Below are 21,138 nucleotides of genomic sequence, written 5' to 3'. Positions count from 1 at the left end.
ACTTATTTGGCAGAGCTGTACGACAGCCTGAAAAAAATAATTTTATGAGCCAACATAATGCCCCTTTATTATATGTAAGACTTCTGAAAGAAAGTTTAGGATTTGCGCTTAATGCTTTGCGTAACAACAAATTGCGTACACTGCTTTCGCTGTTGGGTGTTACGATTGGTATTTTTTCCATTATAGCCGTTTTGGCCGCCGTAGATTCCATGGACCGTAAAATCAAAAGCGATTTGAGCGGTCTGGATAAAAATACGGTGTATCTCATGAAATTTTCTTTTGGTCCTACCGATATCCCACAATGGAAAATAGGGCAGTTTCCCAACGTGAAATACGACGAGTTCCTCTACCTGAAACGGAACATGAACAATCTGGAAAATATCGCCTATATGTATTTTACCAAAAACGAAAACATCAAATACGAAAAAGAAACGGCTAGCGGTATCAATGTAGTTCCCTGTACAGATGAATCCGAACAGATTGAAGCCCTGAAAATTGCAGATGGCCGTTTTTTCAGTGAAGCGGAATCCAACGCAGGAGCCGCAGTAATTGTAATCGGTTATGATGTTGCGCAAACACTGTTTGGAAGTTTAAACCCCATAGGAAAGGAAGTGCGTTTGTACGGACAGCGTTTACAGGTAATCGGCGTGTTAGAGAAACAAGGCGAGACGGTTTTTGGAAGCAACGACACCCGTGCCTATTTTCCCTGCAATTTCGTGCGACGTTTGTATGGCGACAATACCGATTTCCTGACTCCGGTAATTACGCTGAAACCCCAAAAAGGCGTTGATATGGAGGAATTTAAAGGGGAATTGGCGCAAAAAATCCGCAGTTTTCGGGGTATGAAAATCAGTGAACCGGATAATTTCTTCATCAATGTACTGTCCGGATTTACCGATGTTGTGGATAATATTGTAGGGCAAATGAACGGAATCGGCTGGGCAATCAGCGGTTTTTCACTTTTGGTTGGAGGTTTCGGTATTGCCAACATTATGTTTGTATCCGTAAAAGAGCGGACCAACCTGATCGGCATTCAGAAAGCGTTAGGAGCTAAAAACCGTTTTATCTTGTTCCAGTTTTTGTTTGAAGCCATCATACTTTCCGTAATCGGAGGAATTGTGGGAATGTTGCTGGTCTGGATTATCGCCATGATTTTAACCAAAGCCCTCGACTTTGAATTCGTATTGGGCTTTTCCAACATTATGCTGGGAACTTCCCTTGCGGCTTTTATCGGTTTGATTTCCGGGATTATCCCGGCGATTGCGGCATCTAAGCTGGATCCGGTAGAAGCTATTCGAAGCGGAATGTAATTTGCAACATGAAAACAATCACAATTTTTTCGATTTTGGGATTTGTGCTGATTTACTTCAGAAACAAAACAGCTGCTTTTCTGGATAAGGAATTCGAGACAGTTAAAGCCGTTAGGAATGAAGGAATTACTTCGCGCCCTCTTATTGAAAAATTGGCTGAGGTGAAAGCAGAAAAGCTTTTAAAAAGAGCCGCGGGAAATATTCCAGAACCGGAAAGAAAAACCATCCGGATAGTATTGCGAAAAAGAGAAAGTCAAATAAATTCGATAAACAAAAAACCGAGCATTGCTCGGTTTTTTGTTTATCGAATCGGTTGATTTAAAATCAAATCCAAATATAAATTGATCTTATCTTTCAGCTCTTTACGGGGTGTGATGAAATCCAAGAAACCGTGCTCCAGTAAGAACTCTGAAGTCTGGAAGCCTTCCGGCAAATCTTTTCCGGTAGTATCTTTCACCACGCGCGGTCCGGCAAATCCGATTAAAGCACCCGGTTCGGCGATATTGATATCACCTAACATGGCGTAAGAAGCGGTTGTTCCTCCGGTTGTTGGGTCTGTACATAAAGAGATGTAAGGAATTTTTGCTTCCGCCAATTGCGCTAATTTGGCAGAGGTTTTGGCTAACTGCATTAACGACATGGCAGCTTCCATCATACGGGCTCCTCCGGATTTGGAAATCATCAGGAAAGGAATTTTATGTTTGATGGAGTAATCAATTCCGCGGACAATTTTTTCCCCAACAACCGCTCCCATCGAACCTCCGATAAAAGCAAAATCCATACAGCAAACCACTAAGTCTTTTCCTTTGGATTTTCCGACAGCAGTGCGTACGGCATCTTTTAGTTTTGTCTTTTCCATCGCTTCTTTTAAGCGGTCGCTGTATTTTTTGGTATCGACAAACTTTAAGGTGTCTTTCGAGGTGATGTTGGCGTCTAATTCTGTAAACTCGTTGTTGTCGAATAAAATTTCAAAATATTCTTTACTGCCGATGCGAACGTGAAAACCGTCCTCCGGACTTACCCAAAGGTTTCTGGCCAGTTCCTCTGCATCCACAATTTTTCCTGTAGGCGATTTGTACCACAGCCCTTTCGGAACGTCTTTTTTATCTTCCGTAGCGGTTTGAATTCCTTTTTCTGTTCTTTTAAACCAAGCCATAATTCTTGAAGTTAGAAGTTAGAAGTTAGAAATTAGAAAAGTATAATTCTGAATTTTAACTTCTAAATTGTTATAAAGTGTTAACGTTATTTAAATCGGCAAAAGCCTGTTCTAAGCGTTTGTTGAAGGTTAGTTCACCCTCGCGAACCCATTTTCTCGGATCGTAATGTTTTTTGTTTGGTGCATCCGGTCCTTCCGGACTTCCGATTTGTGTTCTCAGGTAATCGATTTTTGAGGTGATGTAATCGCGGACTCCTTCGGTGAAAGCGAATTGCAAATCGGTATCGATATTCATTTTAACCACACCGTATGAAATGGCCTCGCGGATTTCCTCTAAAGTGGAACCGGATCCGCCATGGAAAACGAAATCGACCGGATTGTGCCCGGTACCAAATTTCTGCTGCACAAATTCCTGAGAGTTTTTCAGAATTTTAGGGGTAAGTTTCACATTTCCTGGTTTGTAAACCCCGTGTACGTTTCCGAAAGCAGCTGCAATGGTAAAACGCGGGCTGATTTTCATCAACTCTTCGTAGGCATACGCTACTTCTTCCGGTTGGGTGTATAGTTTTGAGCTGTCTACATCCGAATTGTCCACACCGTCTTCTTCTCCGCCGGTAATGCCCAACTCGATTTCCAGCGTCATGCCCATTTTACTCATACGCTCTAAGTATTTTTTCGAGATTTCGATGTTCTCCGCAATCGGTTCTTCCGATAAATCGATCATGTGTGAACTGTATAACGGTTTTCCGGTTTGTTTGAAGTGCTCTTCACTGGCATCGAGAAGCCCGTCTATCCAAGGCAATAAATTCTTGGCACAATGATCGGTATGTAAAATTACGGTAGCTCCGTAAGCTTCGGCTAAGGTGTGAATGTGTTTTGCTCCGGCAACCGCTCCTAAAATTGCGGATTTCTGCCCGTCGTTAGACAGTCCTTTTCCGGCATTAAACGAAGCACCGCCATTGGAAAACTGAATGATTACAGGGGCTTTTAACTTAGCAGCAGTTTCCAGGACACCATTAATAGTGCTGGAACCTGTTACGTTAACTGCCGGTAAAGCAAAGCCTTTTTCCTTAGCATAGTTAAAAATTTCCTGAACCTGATCTCCGGTAGCAACGCCCGGTTTAATGTTGTGCGCCATTGTGTTGTGTTTTTATTACTGTTGACAAAAATAATAATTTCTAAACTTAGAACGGATAATTAATACCAATATTTATGACCGCCTTGTCGAATCGGGTGTCTTTGAACCAGCGCCTGCTTTCTTCATAAGCCGGATTGTAGGTCTTGAATCCCAAATCGGTTCTGAAAATAAAAAAGTTGAAATCGTATCGTATCCCAAGTCCCGTTCCAAGCGCAATGTCTTTTAAAGACTGCAGTCCGTTAAAAGTGAATTTTTCATCTTCCACGTTATCCAGTACGTTCCAGATATTTCCGGCGTCGGCAAAGAAGGCTGCGTTCCATTTTCCGGTGATGTTGAAGCGGTATTCGGTGCTAAAGGCAATTTTCATGTTAGCCTCGTTAAAGTCATTGGTACCACCGCTTCGCCCCGGACCTAAATCGTACGATTGCCAGGCGCGGTTATCGTTAGACCCCCCGCCAAAGTAACTTCGCGAGAACGGAATGTTGTCTGAATTTCCGTAAGGGATGGCAATTCCGAAGAAACTGCGCAGGGCCAAAACACTTCTTCGTCCGAAATCCCAGTGTTTGATGAAGTCGAGTTCTGTTTTAACGTATTGTGAATATTCGACATCAAAAAACGTTCGTTTGCCGTTTGCGTCAAGTGACTCGTTTTTAAGTCTGGAGATTAATGAAAGGACATTTCCGGCGGATTCCAACTTGGTTTTGAAGATGGAAAAGCTGTTGTCGAGTATGTCGGTTTTGGTCGATTTTGTATAGGTGAAGCTGGAAGCGAAAATAAGATTGTTTTCTGTTAACCGGCTTCGGCGCTCTTCTATACTTTTGATGGTTTTGTATTCGGAGTCGCCTTCACTTAAAGCAGTGTCACCATTAAGAACCTCGCTGATGAAATTGTTTGCACCGCCTTCCGTAATGGTTAGGTTTCCATTGCTGTCTACATTCGAAGGATTGGTGTTATAGGTTTGTGCGAGATTGTTTAAGGAAGTGTATGAGGATTCGTAAACACTGAAATAATTATTAGGATTCAGGTTGCGCACATATTGCACGTTGAACAAATCCAAACGGGCCGAATTATTTTTCTTGGGCAACCAATTGTAACTTAACATTCCGGTGAAATTTTCTTTGTCCAAACCGATGTTTTTCTGTCTGGAAATACCAAAACTTACCAAGGTGCTCGGGAACATGATTTTCGGGATTATACGTTCGGTATTAATCGGAAAAAGGATGCGGGGTAATGTTAGTTTGACATCGGCTCCGTATTCGGATATGTTGAAAAACACATCGTTAGGGTTGGCCAAATCTTTTGAAGCGCCAATGTTCCCGCGCGTGGATATTTCCAAAACTTCCGCTCCTCTGAAAATATTACGGATGGAAAGTCCCATGCTTCCGGCGATACCAAAGTCCTGAATGTTGGAATGCATAAAATCGGCCGTGATGTTGAAGTTGAACTTTTTCCGTGGAATCAGATAAATATTGGTAATCAGGGAATGTCCCGTAGAATCGCGTTTGTCTTCCACATATTCAATCGACGGATAATTAAAAACCCTTAAGTTGCTGATGGCTCTCGAGGTTAACAGGCGTCGCGTATCGCTGAATTTACTGCCTTTGGTGATGAAAACCGCATCGGTTATGGCTTTCGGGCGGTAGTTTAACTTGTCGGAACTGTATAAATTGAAATTTTTATACGTAACGCTGTCGGCTACCTTTTCTTTGTTTCGGCTGGAGGTGTTGTCTGTGAAGATGTTTACTTCACTGATGGTGTACAGTTTGAAAGGTGTTTTAATCAAAGAATCACCGGTTTTTACGGTTTGGTTTTCAATAATCACATCCACATTAGCTTTGTGATTGCGGTTTAAGGTGTCAACATCGTAAGTGATGTAGGTTTCCTGAAAGCGGAAGGCACCGTTGTTCCGGAAATGTGATGATATGCGTTTTCTTTCGCTGGCAAAATTTTTGGAATCATACTGCTGTCCGGACTGAAGCAATGATGCATGCTTAATGTTTTGGTATAGGGAATCCAATTCCGGAGTTTCTATAGTAGAGGTTATGGTGTCTAATATGTAAGGTTCACCGGTTACAATATTGTAATGCACAATGCCTCTTTTGTTTTTTAACGTATCAATTTTGTAGTCAACTTTAGTGTTGAAATATCCTTTGTTGAAATAATAGGCCAAAAAGCGGTTTTTGGTTTTTTTGGTTTTCAGTTCGTCAATAATTACCGGTGCTTCTCCGTTTTTTTTTAAAAAGTTACTGAAGCCGGAAACGATGAACGATTTTCCCAGCCGCTGTACCTGTTTTTCGGAGAGAAATTTTGCCATGTTTTCATGACGTTTCGGTTTGCGTGCCAGCCAGGCCTGATAGGAGGAATCAGCATTGGGTTTGGCCATGTTGTAAAGGTGTAAACGCAGCGGAAAACCCAGAGCAAGCGTACTGTTCGGTTTCTGGTAAAGCTGATTCTGCAAGGCTTCTTCCTGCTGTTTTTCATCATTCACCACAATATTAGCTTTGGTTAAAAGGTGTTTGCCTTCCGGAACCCTTTTGACAACGGAACAGGAATAGAAAATTGCACCGAATACAAATAATAGTGCTATTTTTGAGGAATTATTTTTCAAATCTGATACTAAAAGTAGGTCAAAAATACGTTTTTTTATGCTTAGTAAAAATCAAATCAAGGTAATAACGAGTTTGCAGCAAAAAAAATACCGGAAACAACACGGACTGTTTTTGGCCGAAGGTATAAAGGTAATACAGGAATTGCTCAATTCCAATTTTGAACTGCACCATTTATATGTTACCGAAGCCCTCTTCAAAAATGTTGCCAAAGATAAGATTGATTACATTACAGAACAGGAATTGAAAAAAATTACGGCACTCAATACACCAAACAATTGTCTGGCTCTTTTTAAAATTCCTCAGGAACGGGAAATTACAACTGATGGATTAATGATTGCGTTAGACGATGTTCGCGATCCGGGAAATTTAGGAACAATTTTGCGATTGTGTGACTGGTTTGGAATAAAAGAAGTTGTGTGTTCCAACGAAACGGTCGACATCTTCAATCCAAAAGTAGTGCAGGCAACCATGGGCTCGATAAGCCGCGTAAATGTAGTGTATACCGACTTACGGGATTTTCTCGGCAAAGCCATTCAGCCCGTTTACGGAACGTTTATGGATGGGAAAAACCTTTACCGGTCTGATTTGCCCGCCCAAGGAATCATCGTCATGGGCAATGAAGCCAACGGGATTTCTCCGGCAATAGAAAAGTTGTGTACCCAACGAATTGCCATTCCGCGTTTTGGCGATTTGCAGCAAACTGAAAGTCTGAACGTAGCTACGGCAACTGCCATCATCTTAAGTGAATTCCGAAGAGAAGAAGGGAAAGCGCTTTCTTAGTGGAAGGCAAAATTAATGAAAATCCCACGGGTTTTCATGGAAGCTACATTTCCGGTCCAGGGACTGTCCGGCGTATTATCGCGGATTAATTCGTCTTCTATTCCGAAAACCCCACGAATGGACGGTGAAAACTTAAAATATTCAAAATATAGGTCTATCCCGAAGCCTGCTTCATAATTTCCGGTCATTCTCTTCATCCGCCAACGTTCGTTGTAATTGTCGTCTTTCGCTTTGGAGTTACTTCCTAAATTAAGTGATTGCGAAAAACCGCCAATCAGATACGGGCGAATGTTACCGATGCGTTTGGAGGAAAATTTAAGCAACAGCGGGAAATTAATATACGTGGAACGCACTTCGCGCCTACGGTCAAATTCGTCTTCAATGTTGGGATAAATCAGATTGCGTTGGGTATAATACAAACCGGGCTCAAAACGCAGATCGAGATGCTCCATAATCCGGAGATTTCCGATTAGTCCGACGTTAAATCCGGTGGTGGTCTGAACCTCGATGTCTTTGTCTACATTTAGATAGTCAAACTTGAAGTCATACGAGTTAAAACCCAGATAATAACCCCAATGCACCCGTTGTTTGTCAAAATTTTCAAGATTGATAATCGGATCTTTTCCGAACATGCCCAACCCTTTCTGTGCAAAACTGCTCACAGTCAGTAAAAAAGCAAATACAACAAATAATTTTTTCATACTATTGTTTTGAAGCCGAATAAATAGTTGCTACTCCAAAGGTTTGAGGCTGGTGTTTCACATCTATAAACCCAACTTTTCGCAAAATATTGTTTAAGGCTTCTCCGTAAGGGAAATGAGAAGCCGATTCCGACAGGTAGGAATAGGCTACTTTGTCTTTGGAAAAGAGTTTGCCGATTAAAGGAAGAATGTATTTGGTATACAGATGATAACCTTGTTTAAAAGGGAATTTGGTCGGAACGGAAGTCTCCAGAATGACAAAACGCCCGCCCGGCTTTAACACGCGGAGAATTTCGGAAAAGCCCAATTCCAGATTCTCGAAATTGCGCACTCCGAACCCCACGGTAATCGCATCGAAATAATGGTCTTCAAACGGAATGTTTTCCGAATCGCCCAAAACCATTTCAATTTTATGGTTGAGGTTTTTGGCGGCAACTTTCTTTTTCCCGACTTCCAGCATTCCGGCAGAAATGTCAAGACCCACGATTTTTTCAGCCGTTGTGGAGGCCATCAGAATTGCCAGGTCTCCGGTTCCGGTGGCAATATCTAAAATAGTGGCGGGTTTTTGGTCGGCTACAAGCTTTAAAACATTTTTACGCCACTTCACGTCAATACCAAAAGAAATCACGCGGTTCAAATCGTCGTAATTGCCGGAAATGGTATCAAACATTTGGGTTACCTGCTCTTTTTTGCCAAGATTGGAGTCTTTATAAGGGGTGATGTTACCGTTCATCGATTAATTTTATTTGTACAAAGATAATATAAAGATGGTAGAATCGTAATCATAAAATTGTTTGTAATTTTAATTCTCTATCTGAGATGTTCTTAGACTTTTACGGAGATTATTAGGAGATGCCCTCACTAAATTTAGTGAGGCAAAAAATACAAGAATTTAGCGATTGTTTTGAGTTGTTTTTATCCGCAACTTTACATCAGGTTACAAACATGCTGAATATGTTGTACAAACTTTTAATATCGGAATTGAAATGGGTATTACTGGCACTGGTAATCTCATTGGTTCTTGTGGAAAGTGTCAACAGCAGCGTCATGATTGAAACTGCTGATTCAGGGGTGCCGCAAACGTTCTTTGGGTTAAATTTGTTTTTGGAAATTTTAGTTTTTTTTGTCTTTAGTACTTTTGTGGTATTTGGTATTAAAGGCTTTTTTGAGATGTATTCTCAGAAATATGCTAATGTTATAATATTCATTTCTGGAATGTTATTGGCAATAGTGATATTTATTTTATGTTTTCAGGTACTTTCCCTTGAATAGTCCGTTAGTTTGATACATTTTTAGTTTGTTAGTAAGACATCCCGGTGGCATTTTGTTATCGGGATGTTTTTATTTACGCCGATAGGTAAGAAAGGTAAAGCTGAAAGCGTGTTTTTCGTCTTTCGGATGGAATTGTTCACTAACGAGTTGCCAGTCTGCAGAACCAATTTCCGGAAAAAAAGTATCGGCATCTAAAGTGGTGTGAACACGGGTCAGTTCAATTTTGTCTGCCAGTGGCATGGCTTGTTTGTAAATTTCACCACCGCCAATTATAAAAACCTCTTCGTTTTCGGGACAGCTTTTCAGGGCTTTTTGTAAAGAGCTCACAACAATACAATTTTCAGGAACTTTATAGTCGGACTGTCGGGTAATTATCACATGGGTTCTGTTGGGAAGCGGTTTTGGGAAACTCTCGAAAGTTTTACGTCCCATGATGATATAATGACCGGTAGTGGTTTGCTTGAAATGCTTAAAATCATCCGGTAAATGCCATAACAAACCGTTGTTTTTTCCGATGGCATTGTTTTCTGCCGCAGCAACTATAAGGGTTAACATTAATTGGTGGAATTGTGTTTCTGATTGAAGTCTTTTTCGATTTGTTCGAGTTTGCGTTCCTGTTTTAAAATCAGTTTGTCAATCTGGGCGCGTTCCCATTTTTTGTTCATGAAGCTGTCGGTAATAAACACGCGGATAAAATGCAGAACGAAAACAAAGCCCCAAACAGCAATGCCCCATTTGTACCAGTCGGTTTCCGGTTTTACATTCAGGAGTTTGTTGGCGGTGATCATGAAAATACTGCCTACAAAAAACAAAACGAAATGGAAGTATAAATGCTTTTTCTGACGCAAACGACGTCTGGCATATTCGTATAATTCGTGTTGACTGTTTTCCATAAAAAACTTTTTTGCGGAATTAAAGATAAGAAAAAACGTTAAGATTATACGGCAACCTGTCCTTTAATGTGCGGATGCGGGTCATAATCCACCAACGTAAAATCCTCAAATTTGAAGTCGAAAATGTTTTTTACATCCGGATTCAGCATCATTTTCGGAAGCGGTCTTGGCTCGCGGGTCAATTGCAGTTCCAGCTGTTCGATATGGTTGTTGTAAATGTGCGCATCCCCGAAGGTGTGAATAAATTCGCCTGGCTGCAAATCGCAAACCTGAGCAATCATCATCGTAAACAAAGCATACGAAGCGATGTTGAACGGAACGCCTAAGAAAATGTCCGCACTTCTCTGGTACAACTGACATGATAATTTCCCGTCGGCTACATAAAACTGGAAGAACGCATGACATGGAGGCAAAGCTGCTTTTCCGTTGGCTACATTTTCGGCAAACGATTTTTTGTCATCCGGCAACACCGAAGGGTTCCAGGCGGAAACCAGCATACGGCGGCTGTTCGGGTTTCTTTTCAGTGTTTCAATGAGTTCGGTTATCTGATCGATTTCTTCACTGTTCCAATTTCTCCATTGATGGCCGTAAACTGGTCCTAAATCTCCGTTTTCATCGGCCCATTCGTCCCAGATTCTTACGCCGTTTTCTTTTAAGTATCCGATATTGGTGTCGCCTTTCAAAAACCAGAGCAGTTCGTAAATAATCGATTTTAAATGCAGTTTTTTGGTGGTCACCATCGGGAAACCTTCGCTTAAATCGAAGCGCATCTGGTAGCCGAACACGCTTTTGGTTCCGGTTCCGGTGCGGTCGCCTTTTTGATTGCCATTGTCTAAAACGTGCTTTACTAAATCGAGATACTGCTTCATGATGTGTAATTTTTGAAAAAAACAGGTAGTGAATTCTTGTTGCAAGTTAGGAAATTATGCAATTAAAATTCGGGTGTTCAGTTTGGATTTATTCCTAAAGTTATTGACAAAATAAAAAGCTGCTTCTTTTGGAAACAGCTTAGTCGTTTTATAGTGCAAATTAACTTTCTCTTTTTGAAATTTCATCCCGGATTTTGGCGGCTTTTTCATAATCTTCATTCTGAACGGCCACTTCCAGTAATTCGTATAATTCGGCTAACGTATATTGGGTGTAGGTTTCTCCGGTTACGGATTCTTCGCCAACCAAGCCAAACGTTTCCGGACTGGTAAGCGGATCGTCACTTTCTTCCGGATTTTTGCTTTCTTCCGGGTTCACTTTTAAATAAATTCCGGCTTTGTCTAAAATATTCTTGTAGGTGAAAATCGGAGCGTTGAAACGTAACGCCAAAGCAATAGCATCCGAAGTCCGCGCATCGATAATTTCTTCGATGCGGTCTCTTTCGCAGATGATGCTTGAAAAAAATACGCCGTCCACTAATTTGTGAATGATTACCTGTTTTACCACGATATCAAAACGGTCGGCAAAATTTTTAAACAAATCGTGCGTTAACGGTCTTGGCGGACGGATTTCCTTTTCCAAAGCGATGGCAATAGACTGGGCTTCAAAGGCGCCAATCACGATAGGTAATTTTCGTTCTCCGTCTACTTCATTCAGAATCAAAGCGTAAGCACCGTTTTGTGTTTGGCTGTACGAGATTCCTTTTATCGTAAGTTTTACTAAGCTCATAGTTGTATTAATAAACAAAGGCTGTCTAAACAAAGATACGAACTATCTCCAATTCAGACAGCCTTTTTACAGGCACAAATTAAGTAAAAAATATTAATGTTGTGCCGCTTTGAAAGCTTTTAATTTTTCAATTAAGGCCGGAACCACTTGAAAAGCATCTCCTACAACTCCGTAATCGGCCACTTTGAAGAAAGGTGCTTCCGGATCGGTGTTGATGGCTACTTTTACTTTGGAAGAGTTGATTCCCGCAATGTGCTGAATCGCTCCGGAAATACCAACGGCGATGTAAAGGTTAGCGGCAACCGGTTTTCCGGTTTGTCCCACGTGTTCGCTGTGTGATCTCCAGCCTAAATCGGAAACTGGTTTGGAACAAGCTGTTGCAGCGCCTAAAACAGCGGCTAATTCTTCGATCATGCCCCAGTTTTCCGGTCCTTTCAATCCACGACCTGCTGAAACTACGATTTCCGCATCAGCAATGGTTACTTTTCCGGTAACTTTTTCCACGGATTCTACTTTTACTGAGAAATCTGCATCGTTTAAGGATGGTGTGAAATCTTCTTCTGTTAAAGAGGAGGCGGATTCGATTAATCCGAATGAGTTTTTGGCAATTCCCAATACTTTTACATCAGTAGTAACCTCTGTAATGTTAAAAGCTTTGTTAGAGAAAGCGTTTCTTTTTACAGTGAAAGGAGCAGTGCTTTCCGGTAAGGCTACTACGTTAGAAGCATAACCTGCATTTAAACCTACGGCCACAAGCGGAGCCAGATATAATGAATCGGTAGTGGAAGATAAGATAACCACTTTTGTTCCTTCTTTCTGCGCAGCCTGTTTGATTACATCAGCGTAAGCTTTAGCGTTGAAAGCTCCTAATTTATCGTTGGTTACTTTTAATACTTTGTCTACACCGTATTTTGACAATCCGGAAACATCGCCTGCGTTTACAGTAACGGCAGTAACGGTAGTTCCCATTTTTTCAGCTACTTTCTTAGCATAAGACGCCAACTCGAAAGCTACTTTTTTAAATTTTCCTTCTGCGGATTCCGCGTATATTAAAATTGACATAAATTTTAGATTTAAAAATTGAAAGATTTCAAGATTTCGTAATTAGATAACCTTTGCTTCGTTGTGTAATAAGTTGATTAATTCGTCCAAATTGTCCGGGCTAACCAATTTCACTGCCGATTTCGGAGCCGGTTTCTCGAATTTTACCGCTTTGGTGTTGTTGTCAGCTCCAACCGGTTCTAAAACCTGTAAGGCCTTGGTTCTTGCCGTCATGATGCCTCTCATGTTCGGGATGCGTAAGTCTTTTTCTTCCACTAAACCTTTCTGACCACCGATTACCAATGGTAAGTTTGCGGAAATGGTTTCTTTACCGCCGTCAATTTCTCTAACCGCTTTCGCTGAGGAACCGTTGATGTCCAGTCCGATACAAGAGTTTACGAAATCAGCACCGGTTAAAGCGGCTAACATTCCCGGAACCATTCCGCCGTTGTAGTCTAAGGATTCTTTCCCGGCAATTACTAAATCATAAGCGCCTTGCTTTACTACTTCGGCTAATTGTTTGGCTACGAAGAAACCGTCAGTTGGGTTTGCGTTTACACGGATTGCTTCATCAGCACCGATGGCTAAAGCTTTTCTTAAAGTAGCTTCTGCATCAGCACCTCCAACGTTTACAACCGTTACGTTAGCGCCTTGCTGTTCTTTGAACCAAATGGCTCTGGTTAAACCGAATTCGTCATTAGGGTTGATAACGTACTGAACCCCATTAGTATCGAATTCCGTATCACCGTTAATGAAATTAATTTTTGAAGTAGTATCAGGCACGTGGCTGATGCAAACTAATATTTTCATTGTTATAAAGTTATAATGTTGATTATCTTTTCGGGCTACGAATTTAAGGAATTAATTTCAATAATATACTATGCATGCATAATAAATATGATTTTGACAACAAACACTGGTTTTTGTTCGAAGTTTTATAAAATAAGGGTCAAAAAATGACGGTTGCCTGAATTTTATTAAATATGGCGAGGGTTTTCAGTGAGGATTTGTGTCGGAAAGCTGTCGAAATTAATCTGAAAATCTAAATAATTTGTGTTATACTATAATATATGTGCGGTAACTGATATAAAATTTTTATTTTTGCCTTTCAATAATTTTTGGATAAAGAAAAATACATGAGAACGATACAGTTTAGAGAAGCGGTTTGTGAGGCGATGAGCGAAGAAATGCGTCGCGACGAATCGGTATATTTAATGGGGGAAGAAGTAGCCGAATACAACGGTGCCTACAAAGCATCCAAAGGAATGTTGGACGAATTCGGACCGAAAAGAGTAATCGATACGCCAATCGCAGAGCTTGGTTTCGCAGGGATTGCAGTAGGTTCCGCGATGAACGGCTGCCGTCCGATTGTAGAATTCATGACCTTCAACTTCTCGTTAGTGGGGATCGACCAGATTATCAACAACGCGGCGAAAATGCGTCAGATGTCGGCCGGACAGTTCCCGATGCCGATGGTGTTCCGCGGGCCTACAGCTTCTGCAGGTCAGTTGGCTGCCACGCACTCGCAGGCTTTCGAAAACTGGTTTGCCAATACACCGGGATTAAAAGTGGTGGTGCCGTCCAATCCTTACGATGCTAAAGGGTTGCTGAAATCGGCCATCCGTGACAACGATCCGGTAATCTTCATGGAATCGGAACAAATGTACGGCGATAAAGGCGAAGTGCCGGAAGGCGAATATACAATCCCTCTAGGCGTTGCCGATATCAAAAGAGAAGGAACCGATGTAACCATCGTATCTTTCGGAAAAATCATCAAAGAAGCCTATGTAGCAGCTGATGAATTGGCAAAAGAAGGCATCTCGTGTGAAATCATCGACCTGAGAACCGTTCGCCCGATGGATTACGAAACGATTTTAACTTCGGTTAAGAAAACCAACCGATTGGTAGTGTTGGAAGAGGCCTGGCCGTTTGCTTCGGTGGCTTCTGAAATTACCTACATGGTTCAGGAAAGAGCCTTCGATTATCTGGATGCGCCGGTGCAAAGAATCACCACGGCAGACACACCGGCACCGTACTCCCCAACCTTACTGAAAGAGTGGTTGCCGAATGCAAACGACGTGATAAAGGCGGTTAAAAAAGTACTGTACAAGTAAGAAAAAATACTTTATATTTGGAACTTCATCAGCATATTGCTGGTGAAGTTTTTTTTTGAAAAAATATGAGAAAAATTATCCTGCTAATAGTTGTTTTGTTTTCTAGTGTAACCCTAATGGCGCAAACCAAAGTAGGTGGTGTGGTGTACGACGAAAACAACCAGCCGATGGGGTATGCCAATGTGTATTTCAAAGGTTCTACGGAAGGGATTGTATCGGATGAAAACGGTCGTTTTTATCTGCAGTCCGACAAAACATACAAAGTGTTGATGGCTTCTTTTGTGGGATACAAAGCGGTAGAGGTCACTTTAACGCAAGCAGTTTCTCTGGATTTAAAAATCAAAATCGTTCCGGACAACCAGATTCAGGAAGTAAAAATTTATACCGGGAAAACCTCTAAAAAGAACAATCCGGCCCTGGATATCCTTCGCAAAATCTGGGAGCGCAAGCGAAAGAACGGGTTGAACATGTTCAATCAGTACCAATATGACAAGTATGAAAAGATTGAGTTTGACCTGAATTCCATCGACAGCGCTTTCATGTCGAATAAAATCTTTAAAGGCATGGAATTCATCTGGGACCGTATCGATACGTCACGCGTAACCGGTAAAGCCTTTCTTCCGATTTTCATCAATGAAAACCTGAGCGAAGTATACGGGGATAATGTCAACAACCGAAAAAAGGAAATCGTGACAGCCAGTAAAAATTCCGGTTTAGGACAAGGTGACGGCGTGAGCACGTTTATCAAGGATTTGTATGCAGACTACGACATCTACAACAATTACCTGAAGTTTTTCGATAAAGATTTCGTGAGTCCGTTGTCACGAACCGGAATCAATGTATACAATTATGTGCTGGCAGACAGTGCGTTCATCGACAACAAATGGTGCTATAACATTATCTATTATCCGAGACGAAAGAACGAATTAACGTTTAAAGGTGATTTTTGGGTAAACGATACCACGTTTGCTATTAAAAAAATCAATCTTGAAGCCAGTAAAAGCGCCAACATTAACTGGGTGAAGGAAATTTACATCGAGCAGGAATTTGAGGTGCTGAACGATTCGGTTTTCCTGTTGAAACGCGACCACATGATGTCGGATTTTAGTTTGTCCAAAAAAGAAAAGTCGAAAGGGGTTTACGGAAAGCGTACGTCGTTGTACCGCAACCACAAATTCAATATTCCTAAAGACGATAAATTCTACAAGCAGGAAGTCGATAATTTCGATCCGGAAGTGTACAGCAAATCCGATGAATTCTGGGAAGAAAACCGTTTCGAAAACCTGAACAAAAACGAAAAAGGCATTTACGGCTTACTCGATACCCTGAACACCATTCCGAAGTTTAAAAGGATTTATAACATTGCCACCATTTTGGCCAGCGGTTACATTGAAATTCCGAAGTGGAAGATGGATTACGGGCCGATTTTCTCCACCTTCGGCTATAACAACGTAGAAGGACTGCGTCTGCGCGCGGGCGGAAGAACCTATTTTGGGCCGAACGACAAATGGCGTATTCAGGCCTATACCGCTTATGGTTTTGACGACCACCAGTTCAAATACGGAATTTCCGGAAAAATATTGCTGAACAACAAGAATCGCTTTGTTTTATCGGGCGGAAACCGACGCGATATCGAGCAAATAGGGGTGAGTTTAACCACGACCAACGATGTGTTGGGAAGAAGTTTTGCTTCCAACTCCTTGTTTTCCAGCGGGAATAACGACAAGCTGACCTCGATAAATTTGTCGATGCTTTCGGCAGAGATGGAACCGATCAAAAACCTGACTTTCTCAACAGGATTCACCTACCGTACGTTAAAATCGGCCTGGGATAAATTCAGTCTGGATTATTTTGACGAAGATGGAAACATCCAAAGTCAGGTAAAACAATCGGAAGTGAATTTCATGGTGGATTACACGCCGAAACGCAAAACTATCGGTCACGGAGTGGAACGTCAGTTGGTGGATTATAACTTCCCGAGAGTTTTTGTAAACTACAGCCAGGGAATGAAAGGTGTTTTGGACAGCGATTTCGATTATCAGAAGGTGCAGTTGTATTACCGACATCCGATTTTAATCGGCGGTTTCGGGCGTTTGTTCCCAACTTTTGAAACCGGTAAGATTTTCGGAAAAGTGCCGCTGGGGCTGATGGGGGTTATCCCAGGGAACCAGTCGTATTTCCAGATTGAGAATACCTACAACCTGATGAATTATTACGAATTTGTGGCCGATGAATACGCTTCCCTGCATCTGGAACACCATTTTAACGGAAGGCTGTTCTCGCGTGTTCCGCTGTTGCGCAAACTGAACTGGCGTGAAATCATTGGGGTAAAGGCTGTATACGGAACAGTTTCCGATGAAAACAAAGCCATCAACGCTTCAGGCTTAACCTATTTAGCGCCGGAAGACGGTTATTGGGAATATCATGCGGGAGTTGGGAATATTTTCAAGGTATTACGCATCGATTTTGCATGGCGTGGCAGTTACCTGAATTTACCGGATGCTAACAAATTCGGGGTGAAAGCTTCTTTCGGATTCTACTTCTAATGAATAAAGCGGTTGATTTTCTGCTGGAAAAGGAAGAAAAGTTCAAACACATTGTCGAGCAATTCGGGAAACCTGTTTTTGTGACTAGACCTTCCGGATTTGAAACCCTGTGCCTGCTGATATTGGAACAACAGGTATCGATAGATTCAGCCAAAGCCACTTTTTTAAAAATCAAAGCCGCGATACCGGATTTTCTGCCGGATAACATCGTTTGCTTTTCCGATGAAGCGTTTCGTGCCTGTGGCGTAAGCCGACAGAAAACAACCTATTTGAAAGCGCTTTCTCAGGCTATATTAGATAAGCAGCTGGATGTGGAAAGTCTTGCTTTTAAAGATCCGGAAGCGGTTCGGGAAGAACTGATAAAAATTAAAGGCATCGGACACTGGACTATCGATGTCTATCTGATGTTTTGCCTACAATCTCCCGATATTATTCCTTTGGGCGATATCGCAGTGGTGAATACGATTAAAGAACTCTTTGATATTCACGATAAAGAAGCGATGGCGGAATATGCCCAAAAATGGAAGCCTTACCGTTCCGTAGCCACATTTTTTCTCTGGCATTATTACCTCCAGAAACGAGGACGCAAGAATCCATATTAAGATTGTATCAATTTAATGCTGAATTTGTTTTTTTAGCCTCGATGTTTCTTGTAAATCAGCTTGTTTTGTGCTACTTTTGCACCCTCAAATTAAACAAGTAAATAAAATGACAGCTGATAAAGTAACCACTTTTGATGTATTGGTTGAGATTCCGCGCGGAAGCCGAAACAAATACGAATACGATTTCGATTTAAAAAGAATGCGTTTCGACAGAATGTTGTTCTCCTCTATGATGTACCCTGCGGATTATGGGTTTATTCCTGAAACTTTGGCATTGGACGGAGATCCGCTTGATGTATTGGTATTGGTAACCAAACCCACTTTCCCGGGATGTGTAATTGAAGTAAAGCCAATCGGAGTTTTCCACATGGCGGATGATAAAGGGCCGGATGAGAAGATCATCTGTGTGCCGGTTTCCGACCCAATCTGGAATAAATTAAACGATTTAAGCGATATGAACCCACACTTGGTGAAAGAAATCGAGCACTTCTTCCAGGTGTACAAAGATTTGGAAAACAAAAAAGTAGATGTTGAAGGCTGGGGCGATCTGAACGAAGCAAAAAGAATCTTAAAAGAATGTGTAGACCGTTTCAACGCGTTAGAAAACAAACCGGAAGGCTTATTTAGTATTAAATAAGAGATTCTCCTAAAATTTTATAAAAAAAGCAATGTTCTTAAAAGAATGTTGCTTTTTTATTTGTATGGGTTTCGTTATATTTACGAAAATTAACCAATACCAAAACCAAATTTATGGAGAAAATGATTGTTTACGTGCCGATACTATTGGCCGTATTAGGTCTTGCGTTCATGGGAATAAAAGCCATGTGGGTAAAAAGCCAGGACGCAGGTGACGAGAAAATGCAAGGCATTTCTAAAAGTATTCAGGAAGGAGCTCTGGCATTCTTAAAAGCCGAATATCGAATTTTAGGAATCTTTGTAGTGATTGCCTCAATTGCACTGTTTACCGTTTCCCGTTTTGTGGAAACTTCGCATTGGATTATTGTTGTAGCCTTTGTTTTCGGAGCGTTCTTTTCGGCGTTGGCAGGAAACATCGGGATGCGCATCGCTACTCAGGCGAACGTGCGTACCACACAAGCGGCTAAAACCAGTTTACCGCAGGCTTTAAAAGTTTCCTTTTCAGGAGGAACGGTTATGGGGCTTGGCGTAGCCGGTTTGGCAGTTTTAGGACTAAGCATCTTCTTTATTTTATTCACCAATATGTTTGTTACCGGAGCCGGGAATTTCTACGACGAAATGACCATTGCTTTAGAGTGTTTGGCCGGGTTCTCCTTAGGAGCTGAATCGATTGCCTTGTTTGCGCGTGTAGGAGGCGGAATTTACACCAAAGCGGCCGACGTAGGAGCCGACTTAGTAGGGAAAGTAGAAGCCGGAATACCGGAAGACGACCCTCGTAACCCTGCAACCATCGCCGATAACGTAGGAGATAACGTAGGCGACGTAGCCGGTATGGGAGCCGATTTATTCGGTTCGTATGTAGCGACCGTTTTAGCTTCGATGGTATTAGGAAACTACATCATCAAAGACATGACGGAAGCAGGCGGAGCCCAATTTACCGATGCATTCAACGGGATGGGACCGATTTTGTTACCGTTAGTCATTGCGGGAACGGGAATTTTGTCGTCCATCATCGGAACGTTCTTTGTAAAGATCAGCAATAATGATGCTAAAGAAGCTCAGGTACAAAGTGCTTTAAACTTAGGGAACTACATAGCTTTAGGGTTAACGGTAGTGGCTTGTTGGTTCTTAATCGACCTGATGTTGCCGGAAACGATTAATATGAAATTCTTTGGCGATGGCGTAAAAGCAATTCCGAGCCGTCACATTTTCTATGCCACTTTAGTAGGTTTGGCGGTAGGTTGGTTGATTTCCGCGTTTACGGAATACTATACCGCTTTAGGAAAAAAACCGGTTTTAAATATCGTTCAGAATTCCTCAACCGGAGCAGCTACCAATATTATCGCAGGTTTGGCTACGGGTATGAAATCGACTTTCTCTTCCGTAATCCTTTTTGCCGTTGCGATTTGGGGTTCATATGAATTGGCAGGGTTCTATGGTGTGGCAATTGCCGCTTCCGCAATGATGGCTACCACAGCCATGCAGTTAGCGATTGACGCTTTCGGACCAATTGCCGATAACGCAGGAGGAGTTGCCGAAATGAGCGAATTGCCGAAAGAAGTACGTCAAAGAACCGACGTTTTAGACTCGGTTGGAAATACTACCGCAGCCGTTGGTAAAGGGTTTGCGATTGCTTCGGCAGCGTTAACAGCACTTGCGTTGTTTGCGGCGTATGTGACCTTTACAGGTATCGACGGTATCAATATTTTTAAAGCCGATGTATTGGCTGCTTTATTCATTGGAGGCATGATTCCTGTAATCTTCTCCGCTTTAGCGATGCAGTCGGTTGGAAAAGCCGCGATGGACATGGTAAACGAAGTACGTCGTCAGTTCCGTGAAATTCCGGGTATTATGGAAGGCACCGGAAAACCGGAGTACGGAAAATGTGTAGATATTTCCACGCAGGCCGCATTACGCGAAATGATGTTGCCGGGCGCCATCACTATTATTACGCCAATTATCGTTGGTGCTTTAATGGGAGCAGAAGCACTTGGCGGTTATATGGCGGGAGTTTGCGTATCAGGAGTGCTTTGGGCAATTTTCCAGAACAACGCCGGAGGGGCTTGGGACAATGCTAAAAAATCGTTCGAAGCCGGTGTCATGATTAATGGGGAAATGACGTACAAAGGTTCCGATGCACACAAGGCCGCCGTAACCGGTGATACTGTGGGTGATCCGTTTAAAGATACTTCAGGGCCATCCATGAACATTTTGATTAAGTTAACCTGTTTGGTAGGCTTGGTTATTGCTCCGATTTTAGGCAGCGGACACGGTTCGCACGGAGAAAAATCCGCCTGTTGCGCTAAACCCGAAATGCATGCCGGACACCATATGAAATGCGATATGACTAAAATGGCCACCATGACCAAAGAGGAATGCGCGAAAATGTGTGACGAGATGGGTTGTTCCGAAGAAGAAAGAGCAATGTGTATGGCACATTATGATGCAAACGGAAAATTCATTGGCGGAAAAGCAATGATGAGCAAAGAAGTTTCAAAACAAGTTTTAATCCAAAAAGAAGAAATTAACGGGAAGATGAAAGCAACCGTTAAAATCACTTCTGAAATAAACGGAAAAGCCACAACCGAAGAAAAAGTATTCGAAGGAACTGAAGCAGAAGTTCAGGCCAAAATTGACGAATTCAGAAATAAATAACGGTATTCCGAAATAATAAAAAGCTCCGC

20 protein-coding genes are annotated in these 21,138 nt (G+C 41.9%); 9 read left to right on the top strand and 11 right to left on the bottom strand.

Annotation, left to right across the window (positions count from 1 at the left end; translation table 11 throughout):
- Positions 1 to 44: 44 nt before the first annotated feature.
- Positions 45 to 1,310, top strand: a complete 1,266-nt coding sequence (locus G498_RS0108625; protein WP_026980811.1) for an ABC transporter permease — start codon at positions 45 to 47, stop codon at positions 1,308 to 1,310.
- Positions 1,311 to 1,345: 35 nt separating this feature from the next.
- On the top strand, positions 1,346 to 1,627 hold the full coding sequence (locus tag G498_RS16035; protein ID WP_154656449.1) for a hypothetical protein: 282 nt from the start codon (positions 1,346 to 1,348) through the stop codon (positions 1,625 to 1,627).
- Here the strand turns inward: G498_RS16035 and accD are convergent.
- The 3 genes from accD to tamL all read right to left on the bottom strand — a co-directional run bounded on the left by accD (position 1,612) and on the right by tamL (position 6,212).
- Positions 1,612 to 2,466, bottom strand: coding sequence for an acetyl-CoA carboxylase, carboxyltransferase subunit beta (gene accD / locus G498_RS0108615; RefSeq protein WP_026980809.1), 855 nt, complete (start codon positions 2,464 to 2,466; stop codon positions 1,612 to 1,614). The two genes, G498_RS16035 and accD, sit on opposite strands and share 16 nt — an antisense overlap.
- A 70-nt stretch (positions 2,467 to 2,536) precedes the next feature.
- On the bottom strand, positions 2,537 to 3,604 hold the full coding sequence (fbaA, locus tag G498_RS0108610; RefSeq protein ID WP_026980808.1) for a class II fructose-bisphosphate aldolase: 1,068 nt from the start codon (positions 3,602 to 3,604) through the stop codon (positions 2,537 to 2,539).
- 46 nt (positions 3,605 to 3,650) lie between these two features.
- A complete protein-coding gene (gene tamL, locus G498_RS0108605; protein WP_026980807.1) occupies positions 3,651 to 6,212 on the bottom strand; it encodes a translocation and assembly module lipoprotein TamL in 2,562 nt (853 codons plus the stop codon).
- Positions 6,213 to 6,249: 37 nt separating this feature from the next.
- Between tamL and G498_RS0108600 the strand changes: the two genes are divergently transcribed.
- Positions 6,250 to 6,993, top strand: coding sequence for a TrmH family RNA methyltransferase (locus tag G498_RS0108600; RefSeq protein ID WP_026980806.1), 744 nt, complete (start codon positions 6,250 to 6,252; stop codon positions 6,991 to 6,993).
- On the opposite strand, the gene porT is transcribed toward G498_RS0108600, so the two are convergent.
- Positions 6,990 to 7,694 carry a type IX secretion/gliding motility protein PorT/SprT gene (gene porT / locus G498_RS0108595; RefSeq protein ID WP_026980805.1) on the bottom strand — a complete coding sequence of 235 codons (705 nt, stop codon included), beginning with the start codon at positions 7,692 to 7,694 and terminating at the stop codon, positions 6,990 to 6,992. The genes G498_RS0108600 and porT overlap by 4 nt on opposite strands.
- Before the next feature lies 1 nt (position 7,695).
- Positions 7,696 to 8,427 (bottom strand): bifunctional demethylmenaquinone methyltransferase/2-methoxy-6-polyprenyl-1,4-benzoquinol methylase UbiE, encoded by a 732-nt coding sequence (ubiE, locus tag G498_RS0108590; RefSeq protein ID WP_026980804.1) that lies wholly within the window; start codon positions 8,425 to 8,427, stop codon positions 7,696 to 7,698.
- Between the two features lie 221 nt (positions 8,428 to 8,648).
- On the opposite strand from ubiE, the gene G498_RS16030 reads away from it, so the two are divergent.
- Positions 8,649 to 8,966, top strand: coding sequence for a hypothetical protein (locus tag G498_RS16030; RefSeq protein ID WP_456236210.1), 318 nt, complete (start codon positions 8,649 to 8,651; stop codon positions 8,964 to 8,966).
- 69 nt (positions 8,967 to 9,035) lie between these two features.
- On the opposite strand, the gene G498_RS0108580 is transcribed toward G498_RS16030, so the two are convergent.
- From G498_RS0108580 to G498_RS0108555, 6 genes are all read right to left on the bottom strand, one after another.
- Positions 9,036 to 9,521, bottom strand: coding sequence for a dihydrofolate reductase (locus G498_RS0108580; protein WP_026980802.1), 486 nt, complete (start codon positions 9,519 to 9,521; stop codon positions 9,036 to 9,038).
- On the bottom strand, positions 9,521 to 9,859 hold the full coding sequence (locus G498_RS0108575; protein ID WP_026980801.1) for a 2TM domain-containing protein: 339 nt from the start codon (positions 9,857 to 9,859) through the stop codon (positions 9,521 to 9,523). Before G498_RS0108575 ends, G498_RS0108580 begins: the two co-directional genes overlap by 1 nt.
- Positions 9,860 to 9,903: 44 nt before the next feature.
- Complete coding sequence (locus tag G498_RS0108570) at positions 9,904 to 10,728, bottom strand: thymidylate synthase (RefSeq protein WP_026980800.1); 825 nt, start codon at positions 10,726 to 10,728, stop codon at positions 9,904 to 9,906.
- 160 nt (positions 10,729 to 10,888) lie between these two features.
- On the bottom strand, positions 10,889 to 11,515 hold the full coding sequence (locus G498_RS0108565; RefSeq protein ID WP_026980799.1) for a bifunctional nuclease family protein: 627 nt from the start codon (positions 11,513 to 11,515) through the stop codon (positions 10,889 to 10,891).
- Between the two features lie 93 nt (positions 11,516 to 11,608).
- On the bottom strand, positions 11,609 to 12,577 hold the full coding sequence (locus G498_RS0108560) for an electron transfer flavoprotein subunit alpha/FixB family protein (protein WP_026980798.1): 969 nt from the start codon (positions 12,575 to 12,577) through the stop codon (positions 11,609 to 11,611).
- Between the two features lie 42 nt (positions 12,578 to 12,619).
- Positions 12,620 to 13,366: an electron transfer flavoprotein subunit beta/FixA family protein gene (locus G498_RS0108555; RefSeq protein WP_026980797.1), complete on the bottom strand. Its 747-nt coding sequence runs from the start codon at positions 13,364 to 13,366 to the stop codon at positions 12,620 to 12,622.
- 326 nt (positions 13,367 to 13,692) lie between these two features.
- On the opposite strand from G498_RS0108555, the gene G498_RS0108550 reads away from it, so the two are divergent.
- The 5 genes from G498_RS0108550 (at position 13,693) to G498_RS0108530 (ending at position 21,109) form a co-directional block, all read left to right on the top strand.
- Positions 13,693 to 14,670, top strand: coding sequence for a pyruvate dehydrogenase complex E1 component subunit beta (locus G498_RS0108550; protein WP_026980796.1), 978 nt, complete (start codon positions 13,693 to 13,695; stop codon positions 14,668 to 14,670).
- 65 nt (positions 14,671 to 14,735) lie between these two features.
- Complete coding sequence (locus G498_RS0108545) at positions 14,736 to 17,216, top strand: DUF5686 family protein (protein ID WP_026980795.1); 2,481 nt, start codon at positions 14,736 to 14,738, stop codon at positions 17,214 to 17,216.
- On the top strand, positions 17,216 to 17,818 hold the full coding sequence (locus G498_RS0108540) for a DNA-3-methyladenine glycosylase family protein (protein WP_026980794.1): 603 nt from the start codon (positions 17,216 to 17,218) through the stop codon (positions 17,816 to 17,818). The genes G498_RS0108545 and G498_RS0108540 overlap by 1 nt, the downstream gene beginning before the upstream one ends.
- 106 nt (positions 17,819 to 17,924) lie before the next feature.
- A complete protein-coding gene (locus tag G498_RS0108535; protein WP_026980793.1) occupies positions 17,925 to 18,455 on the top strand; it encodes an inorganic diphosphatase in 531 nt (176 codons plus the stop codon).
- Positions 18,456 to 18,568: 113 nt separating this feature from the next.
- Positions 18,569 to 21,109, top strand: coding sequence for a sodium-translocating pyrophosphatase (locus tag G498_RS0108530; RefSeq protein ID WP_026980792.1), 2,541 nt, complete (start codon positions 18,569 to 18,571; stop codon positions 21,107 to 21,109).
- Positions 21,110 to 21,138: the final 29 nt, after the last annotated feature.

Origin of the sequence: Flavobacterium suncheonense GH29-5 = DSM 17707, from assembly GCF_000430025.1 — a bacterium.
Taxonomy (GTDB): Bacteria; Bacteroidota; Bacteroidia; order Flavobacteriales; family Flavobacteriaceae; genus Flavobacterium; species Flavobacterium suncheonense.
Note: the sequence above shows the minus strand (reverse complement) of the source record. Positions and strands in the feature narration are given on the sequence as shown.